Origin of the sequence: Streptomyces tritici (assembly GCF_048500665.1) — a bacterium.
Lineage (GTDB): Bacteria > Actinomycetota > Actinomycetes > Streptomycetales > Streptomycetaceae > Streptomyces > Streptomyces tritici.
The window spans coordinates 5,082,538-5,103,870 of the sequence record NZ_CP183183.1 but is presented as its reverse complement, the minus strand read 5'-3'; the positions used below and the strand labels follow the sequence as shown (position 1 = coordinate 5,103,870).

15 protein-coding genes are annotated in these 21,333 nt (G+C 74.3%); 7 read left to right on the top strand and 8 right to left on the bottom strand.

From position 1 onward, the window contains the following. Nucleotides 1-45 precede the first annotated feature (45 nt). From ACNJ93_RS23775 to ACNJ93_RS23745, 7 genes are all read left to right on the top strand, one after another. Nucleotides 46-3,399, top strand: coding sequence for an SCO5717 family growth-regulating ATPase (locus ACNJ93_RS23775; protein ID WP_418959453.1), 3,354 nt, complete (start codon nt 46-48; stop codon nt 3,397-3,399). Nucleotides 3,400-3,571: 172 nt separating this feature from the next. Beyond that, nucleotides 3,572-5,428, top strand: a complete 1,857-nt coding sequence (locus tag ACNJ93_RS23770) for an ABC transporter substrate-binding protein (protein ID WP_418959452.1) — start codon at nt 3,572-3,574, stop codon at nt 5,426-5,428. 3 nt (nt 5,429-5,431) lie between these two features. Beyond that, nucleotides 5,432-6,505 (top strand): ABC transporter permease, encoded by a 1,074-nt coding sequence (locus tag ACNJ93_RS23765; protein ID WP_418959451.1) that lies wholly within the window; start codon nt 5,432-5,434, stop codon nt 6,503-6,505. Beyond that, nucleotides 6,502-7,389, top strand: coding sequence for an ABC transporter permease (locus tag ACNJ93_RS23760; protein ID WP_418959450.1), 888 nt, complete (start codon nt 6,502-6,504; stop codon nt 7,387-7,389). The genes ACNJ93_RS23765 and ACNJ93_RS23760 overlap by 4 nt, the downstream gene beginning before the upstream one ends. Further along, on the top strand, nt 7,386-8,351 hold the full coding sequence (locus ACNJ93_RS23755; protein WP_418959449.1) for an ABC transporter ATP-binding protein: 966 nt from the start codon (nt 7,386-7,388) through the stop codon (nt 8,349-8,351). Before ACNJ93_RS23760 ends, ACNJ93_RS23755 begins: the two co-directional genes overlap by 4 nt. Further along, nucleotides 8,348-9,316, top strand: coding sequence for an ABC transporter ATP-binding protein (locus ACNJ93_RS23750; protein WP_418959448.1), 969 nt, complete (start codon nt 8,348-8,350; stop codon nt 9,314-9,316). Before ACNJ93_RS23755 ends, ACNJ93_RS23750 begins: the two co-directional genes overlap by 4 nt. 37 nt (nt 9,317-9,353) lie before the next feature. Next, nucleotides 9,354-10,145 (top strand): hypothetical protein, encoded by a 792-nt coding sequence (locus ACNJ93_RS23745; protein WP_418959447.1) that lies wholly within the window; start codon nt 9,354-9,356, stop codon nt 10,143-10,145. On the opposite strand, the gene ACNJ93_RS23740 is transcribed toward ACNJ93_RS23745, so the two are convergent. From ACNJ93_RS23740 to nusA, 8 genes are all read right to left on the bottom strand, one after another. Continuing rightward, nucleotides 10,115-11,083 (bottom strand): bifunctional riboflavin kinase/FAD synthetase, encoded by a 969-nt coding sequence (locus ACNJ93_RS23740; protein WP_418959446.1) that lies wholly within the window; start codon nt 11,081-11,083, stop codon nt 10,115-10,117. The genes ACNJ93_RS23745 and ACNJ93_RS23740 overlap by 31 nt on opposite strands. A gap of 40 nt (nt 11,084-11,123) precedes the next feature. Continuing rightward, nucleotides 11,124-14,762, bottom strand: coding sequence for a serine protease (locus ACNJ93_RS23735; protein WP_418959445.1), 3,639 nt, complete (start codon nt 14,760-14,762; stop codon nt 11,124-11,126). A 204-nt stretch (nt 14,763-14,966) separates the two neighbouring features. Next, nucleotides 14,967-15,869 carry a tRNA pseudouridine(55) synthase TruB gene (truB, locus tag ACNJ93_RS23730; protein ID WP_418959444.1) on the bottom strand — a complete coding sequence of 301 codons (903 nt, stop codon included), beginning with the start codon at nt 15,867-15,869 and terminating at the stop codon, nt 14,967-14,969. Next, nucleotides 15,866-16,306: a 30S ribosome-binding factor RbfA gene (gene rbfA, locus ACNJ93_RS23725; protein ID WP_418959443.1), complete on the bottom strand. Its 441-nt coding sequence runs from the start codon at nt 16,304-16,306 to the stop codon at nt 15,866-15,868. The genes truB and rbfA overlap by 4 nt, the downstream gene beginning before the upstream one ends. 29 nt (nt 16,307-16,335) lie before the next feature. Next, nucleotides 16,336-16,629 carry a DUF503 domain-containing protein gene (locus ACNJ93_RS23720; protein ID WP_418959442.1) on the bottom strand — a complete coding sequence of 98 codons (294 nt, stop codon included), beginning with the start codon at nt 16,627-16,629 and terminating at the stop codon, nt 16,336-16,338. Between the two features lie 137 nt (nt 16,630-16,766). Further along, complete coding sequence (infB, locus tag ACNJ93_RS23715; protein WP_418959441.1) at nt 16,767-19,802, bottom strand: translation initiation factor IF-2; 3,036 nt, start codon at nt 19,800-19,802, stop codon at nt 16,767-16,769. A gap of 145 nt (nt 19,803-19,947) precedes the next feature. Then, the gene (locus ACNJ93_RS23710) at nt 19,948-20,217 is read right to left on the bottom strand and encodes a YlxR family protein (protein ID WP_418961505.1); all 270 of its coding nucleotides are present in this window, start codon (nt 20,215-20,217) and stop codon (nt 19,948-19,950) included. A gap of 122 nt (nt 20,218-20,339) precedes the next feature. Continuing rightward, on the bottom strand, nt 20,340-21,332 hold the full coding sequence (gene nusA, locus ACNJ93_RS23705) for a transcription termination factor NusA (protein WP_418959440.1): 993 nt from the start codon (nt 21,330-21,332) through the stop codon (nt 20,340-20,342). Between the last annotated feature and the right edge of the window lies 1 nt (nt 21,333).

The following is a 21,333-nucleotide window of genomic DNA, read 5'->3' as shown; positions in this document are numbered from 1 at the left end:
CCCGCTCAGGAAGCACAACGGTGCTCGACCACACCAGGAGGCAAAGTGAACGGCGATCGTGACGACATCCGGGCGGGCTGGACCCCACCGCCCGACGGTCAGTCCGACGCGGAGCCCGCCGAGAAGTCGGGTGAGTTCACCATCGACTACACCCCGCCGGCCTGGTACACGCAGAACGCGTCGGGGGACGCCGAGGCAGCGGGCGCGGGGGCCGCTCCCGCGGCCGGTGGCACGACTCCGCCGCCCCCGCCGCCGACGGGCGCTCCCGTGGCGATGCCGGGCCTGCCCTCCGGCGGCGGCTTCGAGCCCAACTGGGCTCCCGCGCCGCCTCCCGCGCCGGGCCAGGACGCGTCGCAGGGCGCGGGGGCGCCTGCGGCGGGTCCCGCGTACGACGCCGCCGCCTCGGCGTCCGCGCCGGGCGACGAGGCCCCGCGGCCGGCCGTCCCGGACATGCCGTCGGTGCCGGTGCTGGCCGACCCGTTCGGCTCGGGCGACGTGGAGAGCGGCGCGACCATGCGCTTCTCGCCGGCCGCGCTGAAGAAGGAACTGGCCGAGCTGGAGGCGCGCGAGAAGGCCGCGAACGCCGGGGACGGCGATGCGGACGGCTCCGAGGGCGCGCTCGCGAAGGCCGACGGCGAGGCCCCCTCCGGCTCCTCCGACGGCTCCGGGCCCTCCGACGACGACGCGGCTCCGGCTCCCGCTCCGAACGAGGGCTTCGCCCTGGACCTGGACAAGGACCGGTACGAGGACGCCTCCGGCGACACGGACACGGCCGCCGAGGCGCAGGGCGACGCGGACGCGTCCGCCGACGCCGACTCTGCGCCGGGCGAGCCGGTCGACGCCCCGGTGAACGACGCGGTCCCCGCGAACGCGGAGCCGAACGACGCCGTCCCGGCGGACGCGGTCCCGAACGACGCGGTCCCGAGCGACGCCGTGCCGAACGACGCGGTCCCGGCCGACGCCGTGCCGAACGACGCGCTGCCCGCGCTGCCCCCGGCCGGTCCGACGCCGGGCGGCGAGGGGGCGCCGGGCGTCGTCGTGCCGCCGGCGCCGCAGGGCGGACTGCCCGCGCTGCCGGGCGGTTTCGCGCCGGCCCCGCAGGCCGGCGGCCTGCCGCCGCTGCCGCCCGCCTTCCAGACCGCGCAGCCCTCGGGCGCGCCGCAGTGGCCCGTGTCGGCGCCCAGCGGCGACCAGTCCGCGCTGCCCGCTCCGGCGCAGAACCCGGTGCCGCAGGGCGGTTACGGCTTCCCGCAACCCGACCAGACGGGCCGGCCGGGCCAGCCCGGTCAGCCGCAGGCCGAGATGCCGCCGCAGGCCCCCGTGCCCGTACCGGCGTGGCCGGCGCAGCAGCCGGGCGCAGGGGCCGCCCCCGTACCGCCGCAGGGCGGCTACGGCTTCCCGCAGCCGAACCAGCCCGGGCAGCCGGGTCAGCCGCACCAGCCCGGTCAGCCCGTGCCGCCGGCCGCGCCGCAGGCGCAGGGCGGTGCCGCGCCGCTGCCCGCCCCGGCGCAGAACCCCGCGCTGCCGCCGGCCGCGGACGCCAACGCCCCGGCCCCGCAGGGCGGCTACGGCTTCCCCCAGCCCGGCCAGCCGCTGCCCCCGCAGGTCCCGCAGCAGCCGCAGGGCCACGAGGCCAACGCCCCGGCCCCGCAGGGCGGTTACGGCTTCCCGCAGCCGAACCAGCCGGGTCAGCCCGGTCATCCGGGTCAGCCCGGTCAGCCGCAGGACCCCAACGCGGCGGTCCCGCAGCCGCCGGCCGGGCCGGTCGACCCGCGCACCGGCGCGGCCTGGCCGCAGCCGGTCACGCACGACCAGCGCGAGCGCTCCGTGCCGGGCGCGCCGCTCGGCTACACCGCCGCGGTGGAGCTGTCCTCGGACCGGCTGCTGCGCAACACCAAGCAGAAGCCCAAGTCCAGCCGCATCCCGGGCGCGGCCGCGCGCTTCAAGCTGGGCGGCAAGAAGGAGGAGGCGGAGCGGCAGCGCAAGCTGGAGCTGATCCGCACGCCGGTGCTCTCCTGCTACCGCATCGCGGTCATCTCCCTGAAGGGCGGCGTCGGCAAGACCACGACGACGACCGCGCTCGGCGCGACCCTGGCCACCGAGCGGCAGGACAAGATCCTGGCGATCGACGCCAACCCGGACGCGGGCACCCTGGGCCGCCGCGTGCGGCGCGAGACCGGTGCGACCATCCGCGACCTGGTGCAGGCGATCCCGTACCTGAACTCGTACATGGACATCCGCCGGTTCACCTCGCAGGCGCCGTCGGGTCTGGAGATCCTCGCCAACGACGTGGACCCGGCCGTCTCGACGACGTTCAACGACGAGGACTACCGCCGGGCGATCGACGTCCTGGGCAAGCAGTACCCGATCATCCTGACCGACTCGGGCACGGGTCTGCTCTACAGCGCCATGCGCGGGGTGCTCGACCTCGCCGACCAGCTGATCATCATCTCGACGCCGTCGGTCGACGGCGCGTCGAGCGCGTCGACGACGCTGGACTGGCTCTCCGCGCACGGATACGCGGAGCTGGTGCAGCGGTCGATCACGGTCATCTCCGGGGTCCGCGAGACCGGCAAGATGATCAAGGTCGACGACATCGTGTCGCACTTCGAGACCCGCTGCCGCGGCGTCGTCGTGGTGCCGTTCGACGAGCACCTGGCGGCGGGCGCCGAGGTCGACCTCGACATGATGCGGCCGAAGGTGCGCGAGGCGTACTTCAACCTGTCGGCGATGGTGGCCGAGGACTTCGCGCGGGCGCAGCAGGCGCAGGGGCTGTGGACCGGTGGCGCGCCGGGCCAGATGCCGCCGCACATGGCCCCGCCGATGCCGGGCCAGCAGGTCCCGGGCCAGCCGATGCCCGGCCAGCCCGGACAGCCGATGCCCGGACAGCCGATGCCGGGGCAGCCGATGCCGGGGCAGCCCGGCCAGCCCGGCCAGCCCGGCCAGCCGCCGATGGGCCAGGGGTACGCGCCCCAGCAGCCGGCCCCCGGTCAGCCGTACGGCGCCCCGCAGCCGTACCCGCAGCAGCAGCCGGGCGTCCCGGGCCAGCCGCCGCAGGCCGCCCCGGGCCAGCCGATGCCCGGCCAGCAGGGAGCCCCCGGCCAGCCGGGTCAACAGCCCGGCCAGCCGCCGCAGGCGTGGCAGCAGCAGGCCCCCGGCGCCCAGCCCCTGCCGGGCCAGCCGTTCCCGGGCCAGCCCGGCCAGCCCGGCGCGCCGTTCCAGGGGCACCCCGGTCAGCCGGGTCAGCCGCCGCTCGGTCAGCCGGGTCAGCCCGGTCAGCCCGGCGTGCCGGCCGTCCCGCCCGCCCCCGGCGCGCAGCCGGATTCCGCGAACCCGGCGCCGCCCGCCGGCTGGCCGCAGCAGCAGCCTCCGCAGGCGCCGCCAGCCCCTCAGCAGTAGGGCTTCAAGGGTCTGGACCAATGAGGGCCCGCACCGTCTCCACGGTGCGGGCCCTTTTCGTATTCCCGCAGTCCACAAGGGGTTTGACTCATCGTTGACGCGCCCCGCCGTCGCTGATAGACCTTCGCTTCACCGATTGGCGCCCCAAGATCCACGACGCGAGGTCAGTCCTATGGTCATGGTCAAGGTTCCATCCCGCCCGGTCCTCCGACGTCCCCTGACGCGCCTGCTCCTCGCGGTCGGCGTCACCGCCACCGCCCTCGTGGCCGTCCCGTCCGCCGCGCAGGCCGCCCCGCCGGCCGAGGGCGGGGACGCGAAGGGCGGGGGCAAGGTGCTCACCGTCGCCGTCTCGCAGAGCGTCGACTCGCTCAGCCCGTTCCTCGCCCAGAAGCTGCTGACGACCAGCATCCACCGGCTGGCGTACGAGTACCTCACCAACTACGACGTGAAGGACGCCAAGCCGATCCCGGGCCTGGCCACCGCGTGGACGTCCTCGGCGGACAAGCTGACGTGGACGTACACGATCCGCAAGGACTCGAAGTGGTCCGACGGCAGACCGGCCACCGCCGAGGACGCGGCGTGGACCTTCAACAAGATGATGACCGATCCGAACGCGGCCACCGCGAACGGCAGTTTCACCGCCAACTTCGCCGAGGTGACCGCCAAGGACCCGCAGACCCTCGTCATCCGGCTGAAGAAGCCGCAGGCCACGATGACGGCGCTCGACGTGCCGATCGTGCCCAAGCACGTCTGGGAGAAGGTCACCGACATCTCGAAGTTCAACAACGACCAGAGCTTCCCGATCGTCGGCAACGGGCCCTTCGTCATCACGGACTTCAAGGTCGACCAGTACCTGAAGCTGAAGCCGAACAAGACGTTCTGGCGCGGTGCGCCCAAGTTCGACGAGCTGGTGTTCAAGTACTACAAGGACGGTGACGCGGCCGTCGCGGCCCTGCAGAAGGGCGAGGTGTCGTTCGTCCCGAACCTCACCCCGGCGCAGGCCGAGGCGCTGAAGTCGGCGAAGAACATCAAGGTGAACGACGCCCCCGGCCGCCGCTTCTTCGCGCTCGCCACCAACCCGGGCGCGCGCGCCAAGGACGGCAAGAAGTTCGGCAACGGCCATCCGGCGCTGCTCGACCCGGCGGTCCGCAAGGCGCTGTTCCTCGCGGTGGACCGCGCGACCATCGTCGACAAGGTGTTCCAGGGCCATGCCGTCGAGGGCGAGGGCTACATCCCGCCGCGCTTCGGCGCGTACTTCTGGAAGCCGAGCGGCGCGCAGACGCTCGCGTACGACCCGGCGAAGGCGGAGCAGCTGCTCGACCAGGCCGGGTACAAGAAGAACGCGGCCGGCAAGCGGGTCGGCAAGGACGGCCGGGCGCTGGACTTCCGGATCCTGTGCCACGCCACCGACCCGAACGACAAGGCGATCGGCAAGTACCTGCAGGAGTGGTGGGGCAAGCTGGGCATCGGCCTGAAGGTCGAGTGCCTGGACAGCGTCTCCGACCCGTGGGTGAAGGGCGACTACGACCTGGCGTTCGACGGCTGGTCGGTGAACCCGGACCCGGACTACGTGCTGTCCATCCACACCTGCGGCGCGCTGCCCGCGACGCCGAAGGACACCGGCGCGACGGACAACTTCATCTGCGACCCGCAGTTCGACGCGCTGTACGCGCAGCAGGCGGTCGAGTACGACGCGGCCAAGCGGGCGGATCTGGTGAAGCGGATGCAGTCGCGGCTGTACGACACGGGGTACATGAACATCATGGCGTACCCGAACGCCCTCGAGGCGTACCGCACGGACCACATCGCGTCGATCACGACGATGCCCGAGGCCGCGGGCAACATCTACGGCCAGGACGGCTACTGGAGCTGGTGGTCGGCGGTGCCGGCCGGCAGCGGCTCCGACGCGGAGGGCGCCGGTTCCTCGACGGGCGTCTGGCTGATCATCGGCCCCGCCGTGATCATCCTCGCGGGAGTGGGCCTCTGGGCTGCCCGTCGCCGCCGCGCCACCGCCGACGACCGCGAGTAGCGGATGACGACGGCGAGCACGCCGGCCGACGTGGCGCGTCCCCCGGAAGGCACGGGTACGGCGGGGCGCGCCGCGGACGGCGCGGCGCAGGGCACGGCCGGCGCGTATCTGCGGCACGCGGCGGGCAGGCTGGGCGGCGCGGCCGTCTCGCTGCTCGCCGTCCTCGTGACGAGTTTCTTCCTGTTCCGGATCATCCCGGGCGACCCGGTGCGGGCGATGACCCACGGGGTGCCGACCTCGGCGGAGCAACTGGCGACGCTGCGGAGGCAGTTCGGGCTCGATCTGCCGCTGTGGCAGCAGTTCACGGACTACTGCGCGAAGGCGCTGACCGGGGATCTGGGGATGTCGTACCAGTTCCGCGCGCCGGTCGGGGAGCTGATCGTCCAGAAGCTGCCGGCGACGCTGCTGCTGACCGGGGTCGCGGTGCTGCTGTACTCGGCGCTGGGGCTGTGGCTGGGGACGCGTTCGGCCTGGCGGCACGGCAGTCTGGGCGACCGCCTGAACACGGGCGTGGCGCTGACGCTGTGGTCGGTGCCGTCGTTCTGGCTGGGGCTGCTGCTGATCATCGTGTTCTCGGTGGGCGTGGGCCCGGTGCCGGGCCTCTTCCCGACCGGCGGGATGGAGTCGGGCGACGGCTCGACCGGGTTCGCGTACGTGCTGGACGTGGCGCACCACATGGTGCTGCCGGTGCTGACGCTGGTGGCGGTCGGGTACGCGCAGACGCTGCTGGTGATGCGGTCGTCGCTGCTGGACGAGATGGGCGGCGACTATCTGACGACGGCGCGGGCGAAGGGGCTGCGGGACGACGCGGTGCGCCGCCGGCACGCGGTGCCGAACGCGCTGCTGCCGACGGTGACGATGGTCTTCATCAACCTGGGCCATGTGGCGGCCGGTTCGATCTTGGTGGAGACGGTGTACTCCTGGCCCGGCCTGGGCGGGCTGTTCTACCAGGCGCTGAGCGTGCCGGACCTGCCGCTGGTGCAGGGGCTGTTCGTGGTGTTCGCGGGGGCGATGATCGTGATGAACCTGCTGGCCGATCTGCTGTATCCGCTGCTCGATCCCCGGGTGGGCCGATGACCTCCTCTCTGGTGTGGCAGCGCCGGGGCGCCTCCGCCGCGCGCTTCTGGCAGAAGTACCGCACGCACCGGGCCGGGCTGTACGGTCTCGCCGGGCTCGCGCTGATCGCGCTGCTGGCGCTGGCGGCGCCGTGGCTGGTGGGCGCGGACGTGCAGTCGGTGACGAACGCGCCGGGCACGGCGCTGGAGTCGCCGAGCGCCGAGTTCCCGCTGGGCACCGACCAGTTCGGGCGTTCGCTGCTGGGGCTGCTGGTGTGGGGCGCGCGGATCTCGCTGCTCGTGGGGGTGCTCGCGGCGGCGCTGTCGGTGGCGATCGGGACGCTGGTCGGGATCGTGGCCGGGCACTACGGGGGCTGGTTCGCCACGGTCGTCATGCGGATCACGGACTGGTTCCTGGTGATGCCGGCGCTGGTCCTGGCGATCGTGCTGGCGACGGTGATGTCGCGGTCGGTGTGGACGGTGATCCTGGCGATCGGGGTGACCTGCTGGCCGACCACGGCGCGGCTGGTGCGGGCGCAGACGATCGCGGTGGAGTCCCGCCCGTACATCGAGCGGGCGAAGGCGCTCGGCGGCGGACATGCGCATGTGATGACCCGTCATGTGCTGCCGAACGTGATGCCGCTGGTGCTGGCGCAGACGACGCTGATGATCTCGGCGGCGATCCTGACGGAGGCGACGCTGGCGTTCCTGGGCCTCGGCGATCCGACGGTGGTGTCGTGGGGCGGGATGCTCCAGGACGCGCGGGAGGCGGGCGCGGTGTCCTCCGGGCACTGGTGGTACCTGGCCCCGCCGGGGCTGGCGATCGCGCTGGTGGCGCTGGCGTTCACGCTGTGCGGGCGGGCGATCGAGCAGGTGCTCAACCCGAAGCTGGGGGTGGGACGGTGAGCCTGCTGGAGATCCGGGACCTGTCGGTGACGTACGGCTCCGGCGCGGCGGCGGTGCCGGCGGTCCGCGGGGTGGACCTGACGCTGGAGGCCGGGCGGAAGCTGGGCGTGGCGGGCGAGTCCGGCTGCGGGAAGTCGACGATGGCGCTGGCGCTGCTGCGGCTGCTGCCGGCGTCGGCGCGGCTGAGCGGGCGGATCCTGCTCGACGGCGAGGACGTCCTGACCATGAAGTGGGGGCGGCTGCGGGCGGTGCGGTGGGCGGGGGCGTCGATCGTCTTCCAGGGCGCGATGCACTCGCTGAACGCGGTGCGGCGGGTGGGCGACCAGATCGCGGAGCCGCTGCTCGTGCACGGCCGGGCGACGCCGGCCGGGGCGCGGCGGAAGGTCGTGGCGCTGCTCGACCAGGTGGGGCTGCCGGCGGCGCGGGCGGACGCGTACCCGCACGAGCTGTCCGGCGGGCAGCGGCAGCGCGTGATGATCGCGATGGCGCTGGCCTGCGAGCCGCGGCTGATCGTGGCGGACGAGCCGACGACGGCGCTGGACGTGATGATCCAGGCGCAGATCCTGCGGCTGATCGAGGGCCTGGTGGCGGACCAGGACATCGCCCTGCTGATGATCAGCCACGATCTGGCGGTGCTGGCCGACACCTGCGACCGGCTCGCGGTGATGTACGCGGGGCGGATCGTGGAGGAGGGCCCGGCGCGGCAGGTGTACGAGGAGGCGGCGCACCCGTACGGGCGGGCGCTGTCCTCGGCGTTCCCGAGGATCGGCGACCCGGCGTCCCGGCGGGCGCCGCGGGGGCTGCCCGGCGATCCGCCGGACCCCGCGGCCCTGCCGGGGGGCTGCGCGTTCCATCCGCGCTGCCCTGTGGCGGTGGCGGCGTGCGGGTCGGAGGACCAGGAGCTGAGGGCCGCGGGCGAGGCCCGCAGGGCGGCCTGCGTACACGTGGGGAGCGGTGGGTGACGGGCTTGCTGACGGCACAGGGGCTGCGGGTGGTGTTCCCCGGGCGGCGGGGCGCGCCGCCGGCGCGGGCGGTGGACGGGGTGGACCTGGAGATCGGGGCCGGCGAGATCGTGGCCCTGGTCGGCGAGTCGGGCTGCGGGAAGTCGACGCTGGCCCGGGCGCTCCTGGGCCTGGTGCGGCCGACGGAGGGCGCGGTGTCCTTGGGGGGTATGCCGCTCGGGTACGGATCGCGGGCGCTGAAGGCGCACCGGAAGCGGGTGCAGCTCGTCCTCCAGGACCCGAGCGGTTCGCTGAACCCGCGGCACACGGTGTACGAGGCGGTCGCGGAGGGCCTGCGGATCCACGGGTACGAGGGGGACGAGCGCGCGGCGGTCGCGGAGGCGCTGTCACGGGCGGGCCTGCGGCCCCCCGAGCGCTTCTTCCTCCGCTACCCGCACGAGCTGTCGGGCGGTCAGCGGCAGCGGGTGGTGATCGCGGGGGCGCTGGTGCTGGGCCCGGAGCTGATCGTCGCGGACGAGCCGGTGGCGTCGCTGGACGCGTCGGTGCGCGGCGAGATCCTGGCGCTGCTGCTGCGCCTGCGCGACGAGTTGGGGCTGTCCGCGCTGGTGGTGACGCACGACCTGGGCCTGGCGTGGAACATCGCGGACCGGGTGGCGGTGATGTACCTGGGCCGGATCGTGGAGACCGGCTCGGTGGAGTCGGTCCTCACGGCCCCGCGGCACCCGTACACCCAGGCGCTCCTGTCGGTCCTCCCGGAGTCCCAGGAGCCCCCGGTCGTCCTCTCGGGCGAGCCCCCGGACCCGTCCCGCATCCCGTCCGGCTGCCGCTTCCACGCCCGCTGCCACGTGCTGGCAAACGGCAGGGCGGCCGAGGTGGCGACCCGCTGCCGCGAGGAGCCCCTCCCCGTCCTTCCCGGTCACCTCGGTGACCGGGCGGCCTGCCACTGGGCGGCCGGGGCACCCTGACGGGTGGGATGTCAGTGGCGGCTGACAGTCTGGGCCCATGCAGACGCCCGGACTCGACGCAGCCGAAGACGCCCCGCCGGAGCCCGGGGAGGACCTGACGGACCTCCCGGGCTTCTGGGCGGCCCATCTGATGTGGCTGTGCGGGACGGAGGACGAGGAGCCGGAGCCCGAGTGGTTCGGGGTCGACGGGGCCGATGTGGACGAGGCGTTCGAGGCGCTGTCCGATCCGGAGCGCCGGTTCGTCCTCCGCGTCCCGTTCGGCGGCGGGCACGTGGTGGAGATGCGGGTGCACAGCCTGCCGGGCGAGTTCGGCACGGAGTACGTCGTCACGCACCCGGCGTGGGACCGCGAGGGCCATCTCGCCACGCTCGACGGCCACTACGCGGGCCCGGGCCTGGCGTGGCGCGAACTCGTCCACACAGCCGGCACGCCGGACCTCGCGGCCCCCGGCCTCCACGACCCGCACACCCGCCTGCTGTTGCTCCTGCCCGCCCTCGGCGACGCCGACCTCCCGCCCGAGGCTGCCGAGGTCGTCCGCGAGGCCCTCGTCGGGGCCGGCATCCCGGAGCCCGAGGCACCACGGCTCAGCGAGGCCCTCCTCACGGACCACCCCTTCTGGGACCCGCCCAGCTGGGGCCCGTCCGCCACCACGTCCCCGCTCTCCGGAGCCGCACCGACGGACGACTCTTTCGACGGCATCCTCGTCTGCGACGAACCCCACAGCCCCCGCAACGGCCTCCGCCTGGCCCAGGGCATCACCCCCGAGCAGACCCGCTCCCTGGCCGAGGCCCTGGGCACCTACCCCTCGGTGCGGTGTTCGCGGTCGTAGGTGTCGGTGAGTTCGCGGGAGCGCTTGACGTCGTCGGACATGGCTTCGAGGAGGTCGTCGAGGGTGTCGAACTTCTGCATGCCGCGGACGTAGGCGAGGAAGTCCACCGTCACGTGGAGGCCGTACAGGTCCAGGCCGACGCGGTCGATGGCGTACGCCTCGACGGTGCGTTCCGTGCCGTCGAACTGGGGGTTGGTGCCGACGGAGATGGCGGCGGGCATGCGCTCGCCGTTCGCGGTGAGCCAGCCGGCGTAGACGCCGTCGGCGGGGATCGCGGTGTGCGGCAGGGTCTCGACGTTGGCCGTGGGGAAGCCGAGCTCGCGGCCGCGCTGCGCGCCGCGGACGACGACGCCCTCGACGCGGTGCGGGCGGCCCAGGATCTCGGCGGCACCGCGCATGTCGCCCTCGGCGACCAGGCGGCGGGTGAGGGTGGACGAGAACGGCGCGCCGCCGCCCGCGTCGCCGCTGACGTACAGGTCGACGACCTCGACCTCGTAGTCGTACGTGCGGCCCAGCTCGGTCAGGTACTCGACCGTGCCCGCGGCCTTGTGTCCGAAGCGGAAGTTCGGGCCCTCGATGACGGCCTTCGCGTGCAGCTTGTCGACGAGGACCTTCACGATGAAGTCCGCCGGGGACAGCTTCGAGAAGTCCGCCGTGAAGGGCAGGATCAGGCAGGCGTCGACGCCCAGCTCGGCCATCAGCTCCGCGCGGCGGTGGTGCGGGGCCAGCAGCGGCGGGTGACTGCCGGGGCGGACGACCTCGCTGGGGTGCGGGTCGAAGGTGACGACGACGGACGGCACACCGAGCTCGCGCGCCTTCTCCACCGCCCGCCCGATGATCAGCTGGTGTCCGCGGTGCACACCGTCGTAGGAGCCGATGGTGACGACGCTGCGTCCCCAGTCCTGGGGAATGTCCTCCAAGCCACGCCAGCGCTGCACTGTGACCGCTCCTCGTCCGCCTGTTCGCCCATTACGCCGATTACGCAGGTCTAAGGGTGCCATGTCCGCGGCCGTCGGTCGGCATCGGCATGGAACTGCCCAGCGTCTCGACGGTGCGCCGGGCGCTGGGGCCCACCACGGCGGCCCATTCGCGCGGCGCGTCCGCGAGCCAGGCGGCCACCAGTCCGGCGAAGCCGGGGGCCTCGCGGGCGAGCCCGACGAGCCGCTGGTCGAACCGGGTGGCGCCCTCCGGGGTGCGGACGAGCAGCAGCCCGACGCGGTGCACCAGCGCCCGCGTGCGGGGCTCGCTGCGCTGCTCCGCCGCGTGGGCGGCTGCGGCCAGGAGCGCGTCGAGCACGCCGGGTTCGGGCGCGCCGTCCAGACGGTCGAGGAGTACGTCGAGCAGTTCGCCGCGCAGGTGCCGGGAGGCCCCGGTGCCGGGCGCCGCGAGCGGGCCGGCGAGGGCGAGCCGCACCGGCTCGGCGCCGTCCCGGACGAGCCGTTCCACCAGCGGGTGGAGCACCGCGCGACCCACGGGCCCGTCCTCGAAGCGCCGGTCGACGAACGCGGCGACGTGTGCGGCGCCCTCGGGGCGCTGCCGGGCGTAGTCCAGGACGAGTTCGGCGATCCGGCGGGCGAGCCCGGGCGCGGACACCTCCGCGAGCGCGGCCAGCACGGGCCCGTCGTCGGCGGAGGCCCCGAGCAGCCGCTCGCGCAGCGCGTCCAGCACCGGCTCGGGCTCGGCGGCGAGGCCGTCGAGCAGCGCGGCGAGCCCCACGGCGCCCTCCGCGAGGGCCTGCGGCAGGTACCGGGCGCGGGTCACCGGGTCCAGGACGAGGATGCCGAGCGCGGCCGCGTGCAGGCCCTGGTCGCCGGGCCGGGCGAGCAGCGCGAGGGCGGCGTACCGCAGCAGCGCCCGGTCGTCCGGGGCGAGGTCCCGGCGGGCGACGAGCCGCCCGTACGTCGCCGCGGCGGACCGCCGCTGGGCGCGGCCGTCGTCGTGCGCCCACCGGTCCACGGCCCGGCACAGCGCGGCGGGCTCGTCCTCGACGAGGCCGGCGAGCAGTTCGTCGGCGCGCGGGTGGGCGGTCGCGACCAGCGCCTCGCAGAGGTCGTCGACGGCATCGCCGCGGTGCGCGTACAGCAGCGCCTGCGCGGCTGCGGCGACGCCGGTCCGCTCGTCCCCGAACCACCGGCACAGCAGCGGCTGCACCCCCCGTGGGTCGGCGACCAGCCGCTCGGCGGCGGCGTCGAGGTACCGCGCCGTCGGCGGCCCGTCCGGCCGGTCGGCGGGGACGAGGCGGCGCAGAAGGTCGAGGCGGTCGTCCTCCGGGATGCGCAGAGCGGTCCAGAAGGCGGGCCCGAAGGGCCCCGGGGCGAGCGCCGCGGTGCCGACGGCGTCCGCCAGACGGCGCAGGACCGGCAGGTACGGGCGCACGGCCGGGACCCGCAGCAGCACCTCGCGGAGCAGGCGGCGCGCCCACCAACGAGCGTCCTCCCGCCGCGCCGCCGGATCCCACGGGTCGCCGGACGCGACCGGGCCCGCCGCGGCCCCCGCCGGATCCCACTGGTGGCCGGACGCGGCCGCCCCGGCCCCTGCCGGATCCCACAGGCCGTCGGACGCTGCCGATTCCGTCCCAGCCCCAGCCGGACCCCACGAGTCTTCGGACGCGACCGACTCCGCCCCGGCCACCGCCGGACGCCACGCGTCGCCGGACCCGGCCAATCCCGCCCCAGCCCCCGCCGGACCCCCCGGGCCTTCGGGCGCTGCCCGGTCCGCCCCGGTCTCACCGAGGCGCTCGGCGGCGTCCACCAGCGCGCCCAGCCGCCCGGCGAGCGCCGTCGGGCCCTGCGTTCGGTCGAGGAGCAGGAGCGCCTCCAGGACGGGGGCGATGCGGTGCCGTGGTACGGGGTGGGAGCCCGCGGCACCCGGTTCCGCGTCGCCGTCGGCGTACCGGTGCACCAGGGCGTGCAGGGCCGCGTCGACCTCCAGGTGGGCCCCCTGGAGCCAGTCGGCGAGCTCCTCGTGGGCGAAGCGGTAGCCGGGGCCCGCGGGGACCAGGAGGCCCTCGGTGAGGACGGCGGAGGCCCAGCCGGTGCGCCAGGGGAACAGGGCCTCGAAGGCGGCCCGGTCCAGTTCGCCCTGGCCGGGACCCAGGCAGCGGCGGGCCGCCTCATGGACCTGGCCGGCGACCCGCGCCGCCAGGCGCCGTACCTCGGGGCCGGCCGGCACCGGACGCCGGCCGGCCGCGATGCGCACGGTCACGCGCAGGCACATCAGGTCGAGGTGGGCGGTGAAGATCTCGTCCCGGCCGGGCCGCCCCTCCACGTCCGCCGGAAGCGCGGCCCGCACCTCGGCCAGCAGGCGCAGGGCCAGCGGGTGCGCGGCGGCCTCGGGGGCGACCGCCGAGTCCGCCAGCCCGTGGCGCTCCCGGGCCAGCCGGGCGTCGGGCCCCGGCAGGGGCCCCAGGCGCACGGTGCGCGTCTCGCCGCCGTAGCGGTGCGCGGTCTGCTCCCAGTGCTCCGGGCGGCAGCCGACGGCGAGCCTGACGGCGTGCCGGCGCAGCCACTCCCCCGTGGCCCGGGTCCAGCCGGGCAGCCGGTGCGCGAGCGCCGGCGGCATCTCCTCGGGGGCGTCCAGCACGACGAGCAGGGGCCGGCCGCCCTCGTGGGCCAGCCGGGCCGCGTCCTGCGGGCCGGTGGCCGCCGGGTCGCCGGCCGCCCCGGAGGCGGCGACGATCCGCCCGGCCCGCTCCAGCGCGCGGGCGACCGCGTCGGCCAGACAGGTGTCGTCGGCCCGCAGGTCCGCCCCGCGCAGCCACACCGTGGGCGCGGGCTCGTCGCCGCGGGCCCGGCGGGCGCACAGGGCGGCGAGTTCCGTCGTACGGCCGGTGCCGGGCGCGCCGACGAGCGCCAGCACCAAGGCGTCGCTCTTCGGGAACGCCGCGGTCTCCCGCGCGCAGTCGGCCCGCTCGACGGGCTCGGGCCCCTCCCCCGGGCAGGCCGGCGGCGCGCCGGTCGCGGTGAGCTCCAGGACGCCCGCGAGGTTGAGGTCGGCCCCGTAGCAGGGGACGGTCGCGGCGTTGCGCCGCAGCAGGGCGCCGAGCGGCCCGGTCGCGGACCGGGGCAGCGGCAGCGCGTGCCCGCCGGCCCGCCGCCGCCCGTGCAGCGCGGTGCCGAGGACGGCGAGCACCGCGCCGGTGGCAACGTCGAGCACCGGCCCGCCGGCCGCTTCGCCGCTGCGTCGCAGCGCCTCGCGGCCGTCGGTGCCGATGGCGAGTTCGAGGACGCCGTCGACGGTGTGGCTCTGTTCGGTGGCCGTGTACGTGACGGGGCCGGTGCCCAGGACCCGCGCCTCGCGCCAGCCGCCCGCCGGGAGCCGTACGTACGTGCCCGGTTCGATAGACGCGGTGTCGCGGGCCGCGACCGGCAGCGGGCGGACGCCGAGGCCCTCGCTGCGGATCAGGGCGAGCCCGGCCTCGGGCAGGGCGGTGACGTCGGCGGCGCGGGCGACCCAGCTGCGGCCGCCGGGCGCGTCGAGGACGACGCGGGCGAGGCCGTCGACGGTCTCGTGGCCGGTGACGACGGTGCCGCGGTCGTCCGCGACGAAGCCGCTCCCCCGCGCCCGCCCCGCGGGATCGCAGATCCGCACCAGCGTCGCCCGGTCCCCGCGTCCCATGGGTCGACGGTAGTTCGGCGGTGATCACCGACCAAGCCGAGCGGGCGAACGCGCCCCCGCGCGCTCCCCGTCTCGCTCCGAGCGCCCGCCCGTTGGGGTGAACCCGGGGCGCGCGGCGGACAGACACTCGGCGGAGGGGGGTCGTGGGGCGGTCGCGCGGACGCGCGCGCCCGCCCCACGGCAGTACTCCGCGGACGAGCCGTCTCAGCCGAAGACGGCCAGGCTCTTCGCCCGCCCCTTCTGGTTCTCCACCAGCGCGAGCAGCCGGTTCCCCGGCCCGAAGACCGCCACCGGGCCCGGTCCGGTCTCCGGCATGTCCAGGCGGACGCCGTTCAGCAGCAGCCGGGCACGCCTCTCGTCCACCTCCCAGCGGACGAACGCCGCCGCGGCCGCCTCGGCGACCGGCATGACCGTCAGCTCCTGCTGGAGCTGGTCCAGCGTGCGGGCCGCGTCCAGCTTGTACGGGCCGACGCGGGTGCGCCGCAGCGCGGTGAGGTGGCCGCCCACGCCGAGCCCGGCGCCCAGGTCGCGGGCGAGGGCGCGGATGTACGTGCCGGAGGAGCAGACGACGGAGACGACCAGGTCGACGACGGGCGTGCCGTCCTCGGCGACGGCCTCGCGGACGTCGTACACCTGGAACGACGAGACGGTGACCGGCCGGGCCGGGATCTCGAAGTCCTCGCCGCCGCGCACCCGCGCGTACGACCGCTTGCCGTCGATCTTGATGGCGGAGACCTTCGACGGGACCTGCATGATGGCACCGGTGAGCTCGGCCACGCCCGCGTCGATCTGCTCGCGGGTGACCTTCGACGCGTCGACCGACGCCGTGATCTCGCCCTCGGCGTCGTCGGTGATCGTGGTCTGTCCGAGCCTGATGGTGCCCAGGTACTCCTTCTCGGTCAGCGCGAGGTGACCGAGGAGCTTGGTGGCCCGCTCGACGCCGAGGACGAGCACGCCGGTCGCCATCGGGTCGAGGGTGCCGGCGTGGCCGACGCGGCGGGTCCGGGCGATCCCGCGCATCTTCGCCACGACGTCGTGCGAAGTGAAGCCCGACGGCTTGTCGACGATGACAAGCCCGTCGGGCGTCCTGTCGTGCTGCTGGCTCATTCGGCGGCTTCGTCCTCGCCCGGCTTCTTGTACGGGTCGGGCTCGCCGGCGTACGTGGCGCCGGAGGACGCCTCGCGCACCTTCTCGTCGGAGGCGCGCGCCTTGTCGAGGAGGTCCTCGATGGTGCGGGCGTTCTCCGGGAGGGCGTCCGCGACGAAGGTCAGCGTCGGGGTGAACTTGGTGCCGGCGGCCCGGCCGACGGCCGAGCGCAGGATGCCCTTGGCGCTCTCCAGGCCGGCCGCGGCGCTCGCCCGCTCCTCGTCGTCGCCGTAGACCGTGTAGAAGACCGTGGCCTCCCGCAGGTCGCCGGTGACGCGGGTGTCCGTGATCGTCACGTGCGTTCCCAGGCGCGGGTCCTTGATGCCGCGCTGCAGCTTCTCGGCGACCACCTCCCGGATGAGGTCCGCCAGCTTTTTCGCCCGCGCGTTGTCGGCCACTGGTCCTTCTCCTTCTTTGCCTTGCTCATTCAGTCTTCATCAGTGTGGAGCCGCCGTCGCACCGACAGCAGTTCCACCTCGGGCCGGGCGGCGACCAGCCGCTCGCACCGGTCCAGTACGTCCGACACGAACCTCGCGTCGCCGGACACCAGCGCCACTCCCAGCTGGGTCCTGCGGTGGATGTTCTGGTCGCCCACCTCGGCCGCGCTCACGGAGAACTTCCGCTGGAGCTCGGCGACGATGGGCCGGACGAGGGAGCGCTTCTCCTTCAGCGAGCGCACGTCGCCGAGGAGCAGATCGAAGGACAGAGTCCCCACATACATGAATGTCCGGATGTCCCGCCGGTTCGGGGTCAGTGGCCCCGCCGACCACTTGGCGGGGACACCAGAACCGTACACGCAACGGCCGGGGCCGATCGACGGAATTCCTTCCGCCGACCGGCCCCTTCCGGTACCACCGATCAGGCGCGCGGCTTCTCGCGCATCTCGTAGGTGGCGATGACATCGTCGACCTTGATGTCGTTGTAGTTGCCGAGGTTGATACCGCCCTCGAAGCCCTCGCGGAGCTCGGTGACGTCGTCCTTGAAGCGACGCAGACCCGAGATGGTGAGGTTCTCCGCCACGACCTTGCCGTCGCGGATGAGGCGCGCCTTGCTGTTGCGCTTGACCTCGCCCGAGCGGACCAGGACACCGGCGATGTTGCCCAGCTTGGACGAGCGGAAGACCTCGCGGATCTCCGCCGTACCGAGCTCGACCTCTTCGAACTCCGGCTTCAGCATGCCCTTCAGGGCCGCCTCGATCTCCTCGATCGCCTGGTAGATGACCGAGTAGTAGCGGACCTCGACGCCCTCGCGCTCGGCCATCTGCGAGGCACGGCCGGCCGCGCGGACGTTGAAGCCGATGACGATCGCGTCGGAGCCCATCGCCAGGTTGATGTCCGACTCCGTGACCTCACCGACGCCGCGGTGCAGGACCCGGATGTCGACCTCCTCGCCGACGTCGAGCTGGAGCAGCGAGGACTCCAGGGCTTCGACGGAACCGGAGGCGTCACCCTTGATGATGAGGTTGAGCTGCTGGATCTCGCCGGCGGCGATGATCTTGTCGAGGTCCTCGATGGACACCCGGCGGGTGCGCTTGGCGAAGGCCGCGTTGCGCTCGCGCGCCGCGCGCTTCTCGGCGATCTGCCGGGCCGTGCGGTCCTCGTCGACGACCAGGAAGTTGTCGCCGGCGCCCGGGACGTTGGTGAGACCCAGGACGAGGACGGGAGTCGACGGGGTCGCCTCCTCGACGTTGTTGCCCTTGTCGTCGAGCATCGCCCGGACGCGGCCGTACGCGTCGCCGACCACCATCGTGTCGCCGATGCGCAGCGTTCCGCGCTGGACCAGGACCGTCGAGACCGCACCGCGACCGCGGTCGAGGTGGGACTCGATCGCGATGCCCTGCGCGTCCTGCTCCGGGTTGGCCCGCAGGTCGAGCGAGGCGTCGGCGGTGAGGATGACGGCCTCGAGCAGCTGCTCGATGTGCAGCCCCTGCTTGGCGGAGATGTCGACGAACATGGTGTCGCCGCCGTACTCCTCGGCCACCAGGCCGTACTCGGTCAGCTGACCGCGCACCTTGGTCGGGTCCGCGCCCTCGACGTCGATCTTGTTGACCGCGACCACGATCGGCACGTCGGCCGCCTTGGCGTGGTTCAGCGCCTCGACCGTCTGCGGCATGACACCGTCGTTGGCCGCCACCACGAGGATCGCGATGTCGGTCGACTTCGCACCACGGGCACGCATGGCGGTGAACGCCTCGTGACCCGGGGTGTCGATGAAGGTGATCTTGCGCTCTTCGTCGTTGACCTGGGTGGAGACCTGGTAGGCACCGATGTGCTGGGTGATGCCGCCGGCCTCGCCCGCGACCACGTTGGTCTTGCGGATCGCGTCGAGGAGTCGGGTCTTGCCGTGGTCGACGTGACCCATGACGGTCACGACCGGCGGACGCGCGACGAGGAACTCCTCGCCGCCCTCGTCCTCGCCGAACTCGATGTCGAAGGACTCGAGCAGCTCACGGTCCTCCTCCTCCGGCGAGACGATCTGAACGGTGTAGTTCATCTCGTCGCCGAGGAGCTGCAGCGTCTCGTCGGAGACGGACTGCGTGGCCGTGACCATCTCGCCGAGGTTCATCATGACCGCGACGAGCGACGCCGGGTTGGCGTTGATCTTCTCCGCGAAGTCGGTGAGGGACGCACCGCGCGACAGGCGAATGGTCTCGCCGTTGCCGCGAGGCAGCATCACGCCGCCCACGGACGGGGCCTGCATGGCCTCGTACTCCTGGCGCCTCTGCCGCTTCGACTTGCGGCCCCTGCGGGCCGGACCGCCGGGACGGCCGAAGGCGCCCTGCGTGCCACCGCGGCCACCGGGGCCACCGGGACGGCCACCGAAGCCGGGACGACCGCCGAAGCCGCCGCCACCGCCGCCGGGACCACCCGGACGACCGCCGCCGCCACCGCCGCCGGGACGGCCGGCGAAGCCGCCGCCACCGCCGCCGGGACCGGCCGGACGGCCGGCGAAGCCGGGACGACCGCCGCCGCCCGGACCGCCCGGACGACCGCCGGCCGCGGGACCGCGGCCGCCGGGGCCGGGGCGCGGGCCGGCAGCGGGACGCTGCGGCATCATGCCGGGGTTCGGACGGTTGCCGCCGGGGGCGCCGCCGGGACGCGGGGCCTGCGGACGCGGCATGCTGCCCGGGGTCGGGCGCGGAGCGCCGCCCTGCGGGCGGGGAGCACCGCCGGGACCGCCCTGCGGACGCGGAGCGCCCGGAACGGCGCCGGGGCCGCCGGGACGCGGAGCGCCGCCGCCGGGACGGGGTGCCTGCGGGCGCGCCATGCCGGTGGAGCCGCCGGAGGTGAAGGGGTTGTTGCCCGGACGCGGGCCGGCCGGACGGCCACCCGGACGCGGGGCCTGCTGGCCGCCGGGACGCGGGGCCTGACCCGGACGCGGGGCCTGCTGGCCCGGCCGGGAGGCCGGACGCGGACCGGGAGCCGCACCGGGGCGCGGACCGGCGGCCGGGGCCGACGGAGGCGCGGTGAACTCGGGGGCGGCCGGAGCCGGGGCGGCGGGCGCCGGCTTGGGCGCTGCCGCGGGCTTCGGGCCCGGGGTGGGACGCGGGCCGGGAGCCGGCGCCGCGGAGGGCTTCTCCGCCGCCGCGGGCTTGGGCGCCGGGGTGGGCGCGCCAGGCTTCGGGGCAGCAGTACGTGCCGCCGCCGGCGCCGGGGACGGCGCGGGGGCGGGCTTGGGGGACGGCGCGGCCTTGCGGGGCGCGCCGGGCTTTGCTGCGGTCTTGCCGGCGGAGCCGGGACCCTGCAGCGCGTCAGTCAACTTGCGCACAACCGGCGCCTCGATGGTCGAAGACGCCGAACGGACGAATTCACCGAGTTCCTGGAGCTTGGCCATGACGACCTTGCTCTCCACACCGAACTCCTTGGCGAGTTCGTATACCCGGACCTTAGCCACTTCGCTCCTTTTAGGTCCGGTTACCGCCGGACCGTCGCTACTTCATGGGCGTACTCATCGCGTACTCATCGAGTGCTCATCGCAATCTCGACCTACTTCCAACTCGCGAGGTACCTGACCGCACGGGGTTCCGTGCCGTACTTCTTTACTGGTCGAACAGCTCTGCCAGTGCCGCCGTGTCCAGCGGCCCCGGGACCTTGAAGGCCCGCGGGAACGCCCGGCGGCGGACCGCCAGGCCGAGACAGACCGAGGCGGGATGCAGATACGCACCCCGGCCGGGCAGCGTACCGCGATGATCGGGGACGCAGACGCCCTCGACCGCCACGATGCGCAGCAGATCGGTCTTGGCCGCTCGCTCCCGGCAGCCCACACAGGTTCGTTCAGGGCACGCCCGGGCACGCGTCCGGCCAGACACAATCAAGTCTACCTCCCCGTACCGACCTCACCCGTTTGGGGCAAAAATCGAACGGTCGTTTGTCGTGATCTCGCCGTAGCACAACGTCACCACGGCGCGACCTGTTCCCGCAGTCCGCCCTCCTACTCGGCGGGCTGCTGCTCCGTGTCGGGACGGATGTCGATCCGCCAGCCGGTCAGGCGGGCGGCGAGGCGGGCGTTCTGGCCCTCCTTGCCGATCGCCAGCGACAGCTGGTAGTCGGGCACGGTCACCCGGGCGGACCGGGCGCCGAGGTCGACGATCTCCACCTTCGAGACCCGGGCCGGGGACAGTGCGTTGGCCACCATCTCCGCCGGGTCGTCCGACCAGTCGACGATATCGATCTTCTCGCCGAGCAGCTCGGCCATCACGTTGCGGACCCGGCTGCCCATGGGGCCGATGCAGGCGCCCTTGGCGTTCAGACCCGGACGGGTGGCGCGGACCGCGATCTTGGTGCGGTGGCCGGCCTCGCGGGCGATGGCCGCGATCTCGACGGAACCGTCCGCGATCTCGGGCACCTCCAGCGCGAAGAGCTTCTTCACCAGGTTGGGGTGCGTACGCGAAAGGGTGACGGACGGACCGCGCACGCCCTTCGCCACGCGGACCACGTACGTGCGCAGCCGCAGGCCGTGCTTGTAGTCCTCGCCCGGCACCTGCTCCTGCACCGGAAGAATGGCTTCCAGCTTGTCGTCCAGCTTGACCAGGACGTTCTTCGGGTCCTTGCCCTGCTGCACCTGGCCGGCCACGATGTCGCCCTCGCGGCGGGCGTACTCGCCGAAGGTGACGTCGTTCTCGGCGTCCCGCAGCCGCTGCTGGATGACCTGCCGGGCGGTGCTGGCGGCGATCCGGCCGAAGTCCGACGGGGTGTCGTCGAACTCCTTGGGCTCCTGCCCCTCCTCCAGCTCGGCGGGGTCTTCCTCCGCCCACACCGTCACGTGACCGGACTGCCGGTTCAGCTCGACCCGGGCGTGACGGCGGGCGGAGGGGGTGCGGTGGTAGGCGATGAGGAGGGCCGACTCGATCGCCTCGACCAGCATCTCGAAGGAGATCTCCTTCTCCTGTGCCAAGCCCTTCAGGAGCTTCACGTCGATGTCCACG

Coding starts and splice junctions, on each gene's coding strand:
- ACNJ93_RS23735 (WP_418959445.1), bottom strand. CDS start 14,762: ATGGGACGCGGGGACCGGGCGACGCTGGTGCGGATCTGCGATCCCGCG.
- ACNJ93_RS23770 (WP_418959452.1), top strand. CDS start 3,572: ATGGTCATGGTCAAGGTTCCATCCCGCCCGGTCCTCCGACGTCCCCTG.
- truB (WP_418959444.1), bottom strand. CDS start 15,869: ATGAGCCAGCAGCACGACAGGACGCCCGACGGGCTTGTCATCGTCGAC.
- ACNJ93_RS23745 (WP_418959447.1), top strand. CDS start 9,354: ATGCAGACGCCCGGACTCGACGCAGCCGAAGACGCCCCGCCGGAGCCC.
- ACNJ93_RS23720 (WP_418959442.1), bottom strand. CDS start 16,629: ATGTATGTGGGGACTCTGTCCTTCGATCTGCTCCTCGGCGACGTGCGC.
- ACNJ93_RS23765 (WP_418959451.1), top strand. CDS start 5,432: ATGACGACGGCGAGCACGCCGGCCGACGTGGCGCGTCCCCCGGAAGGC.
- ACNJ93_RS23760 (WP_418959450.1), top strand. CDS start 6,502: ATGACCTCCTCTCTGGTGTGGCAGCGCCGGGGCGCCTCCGCCGCGCGC.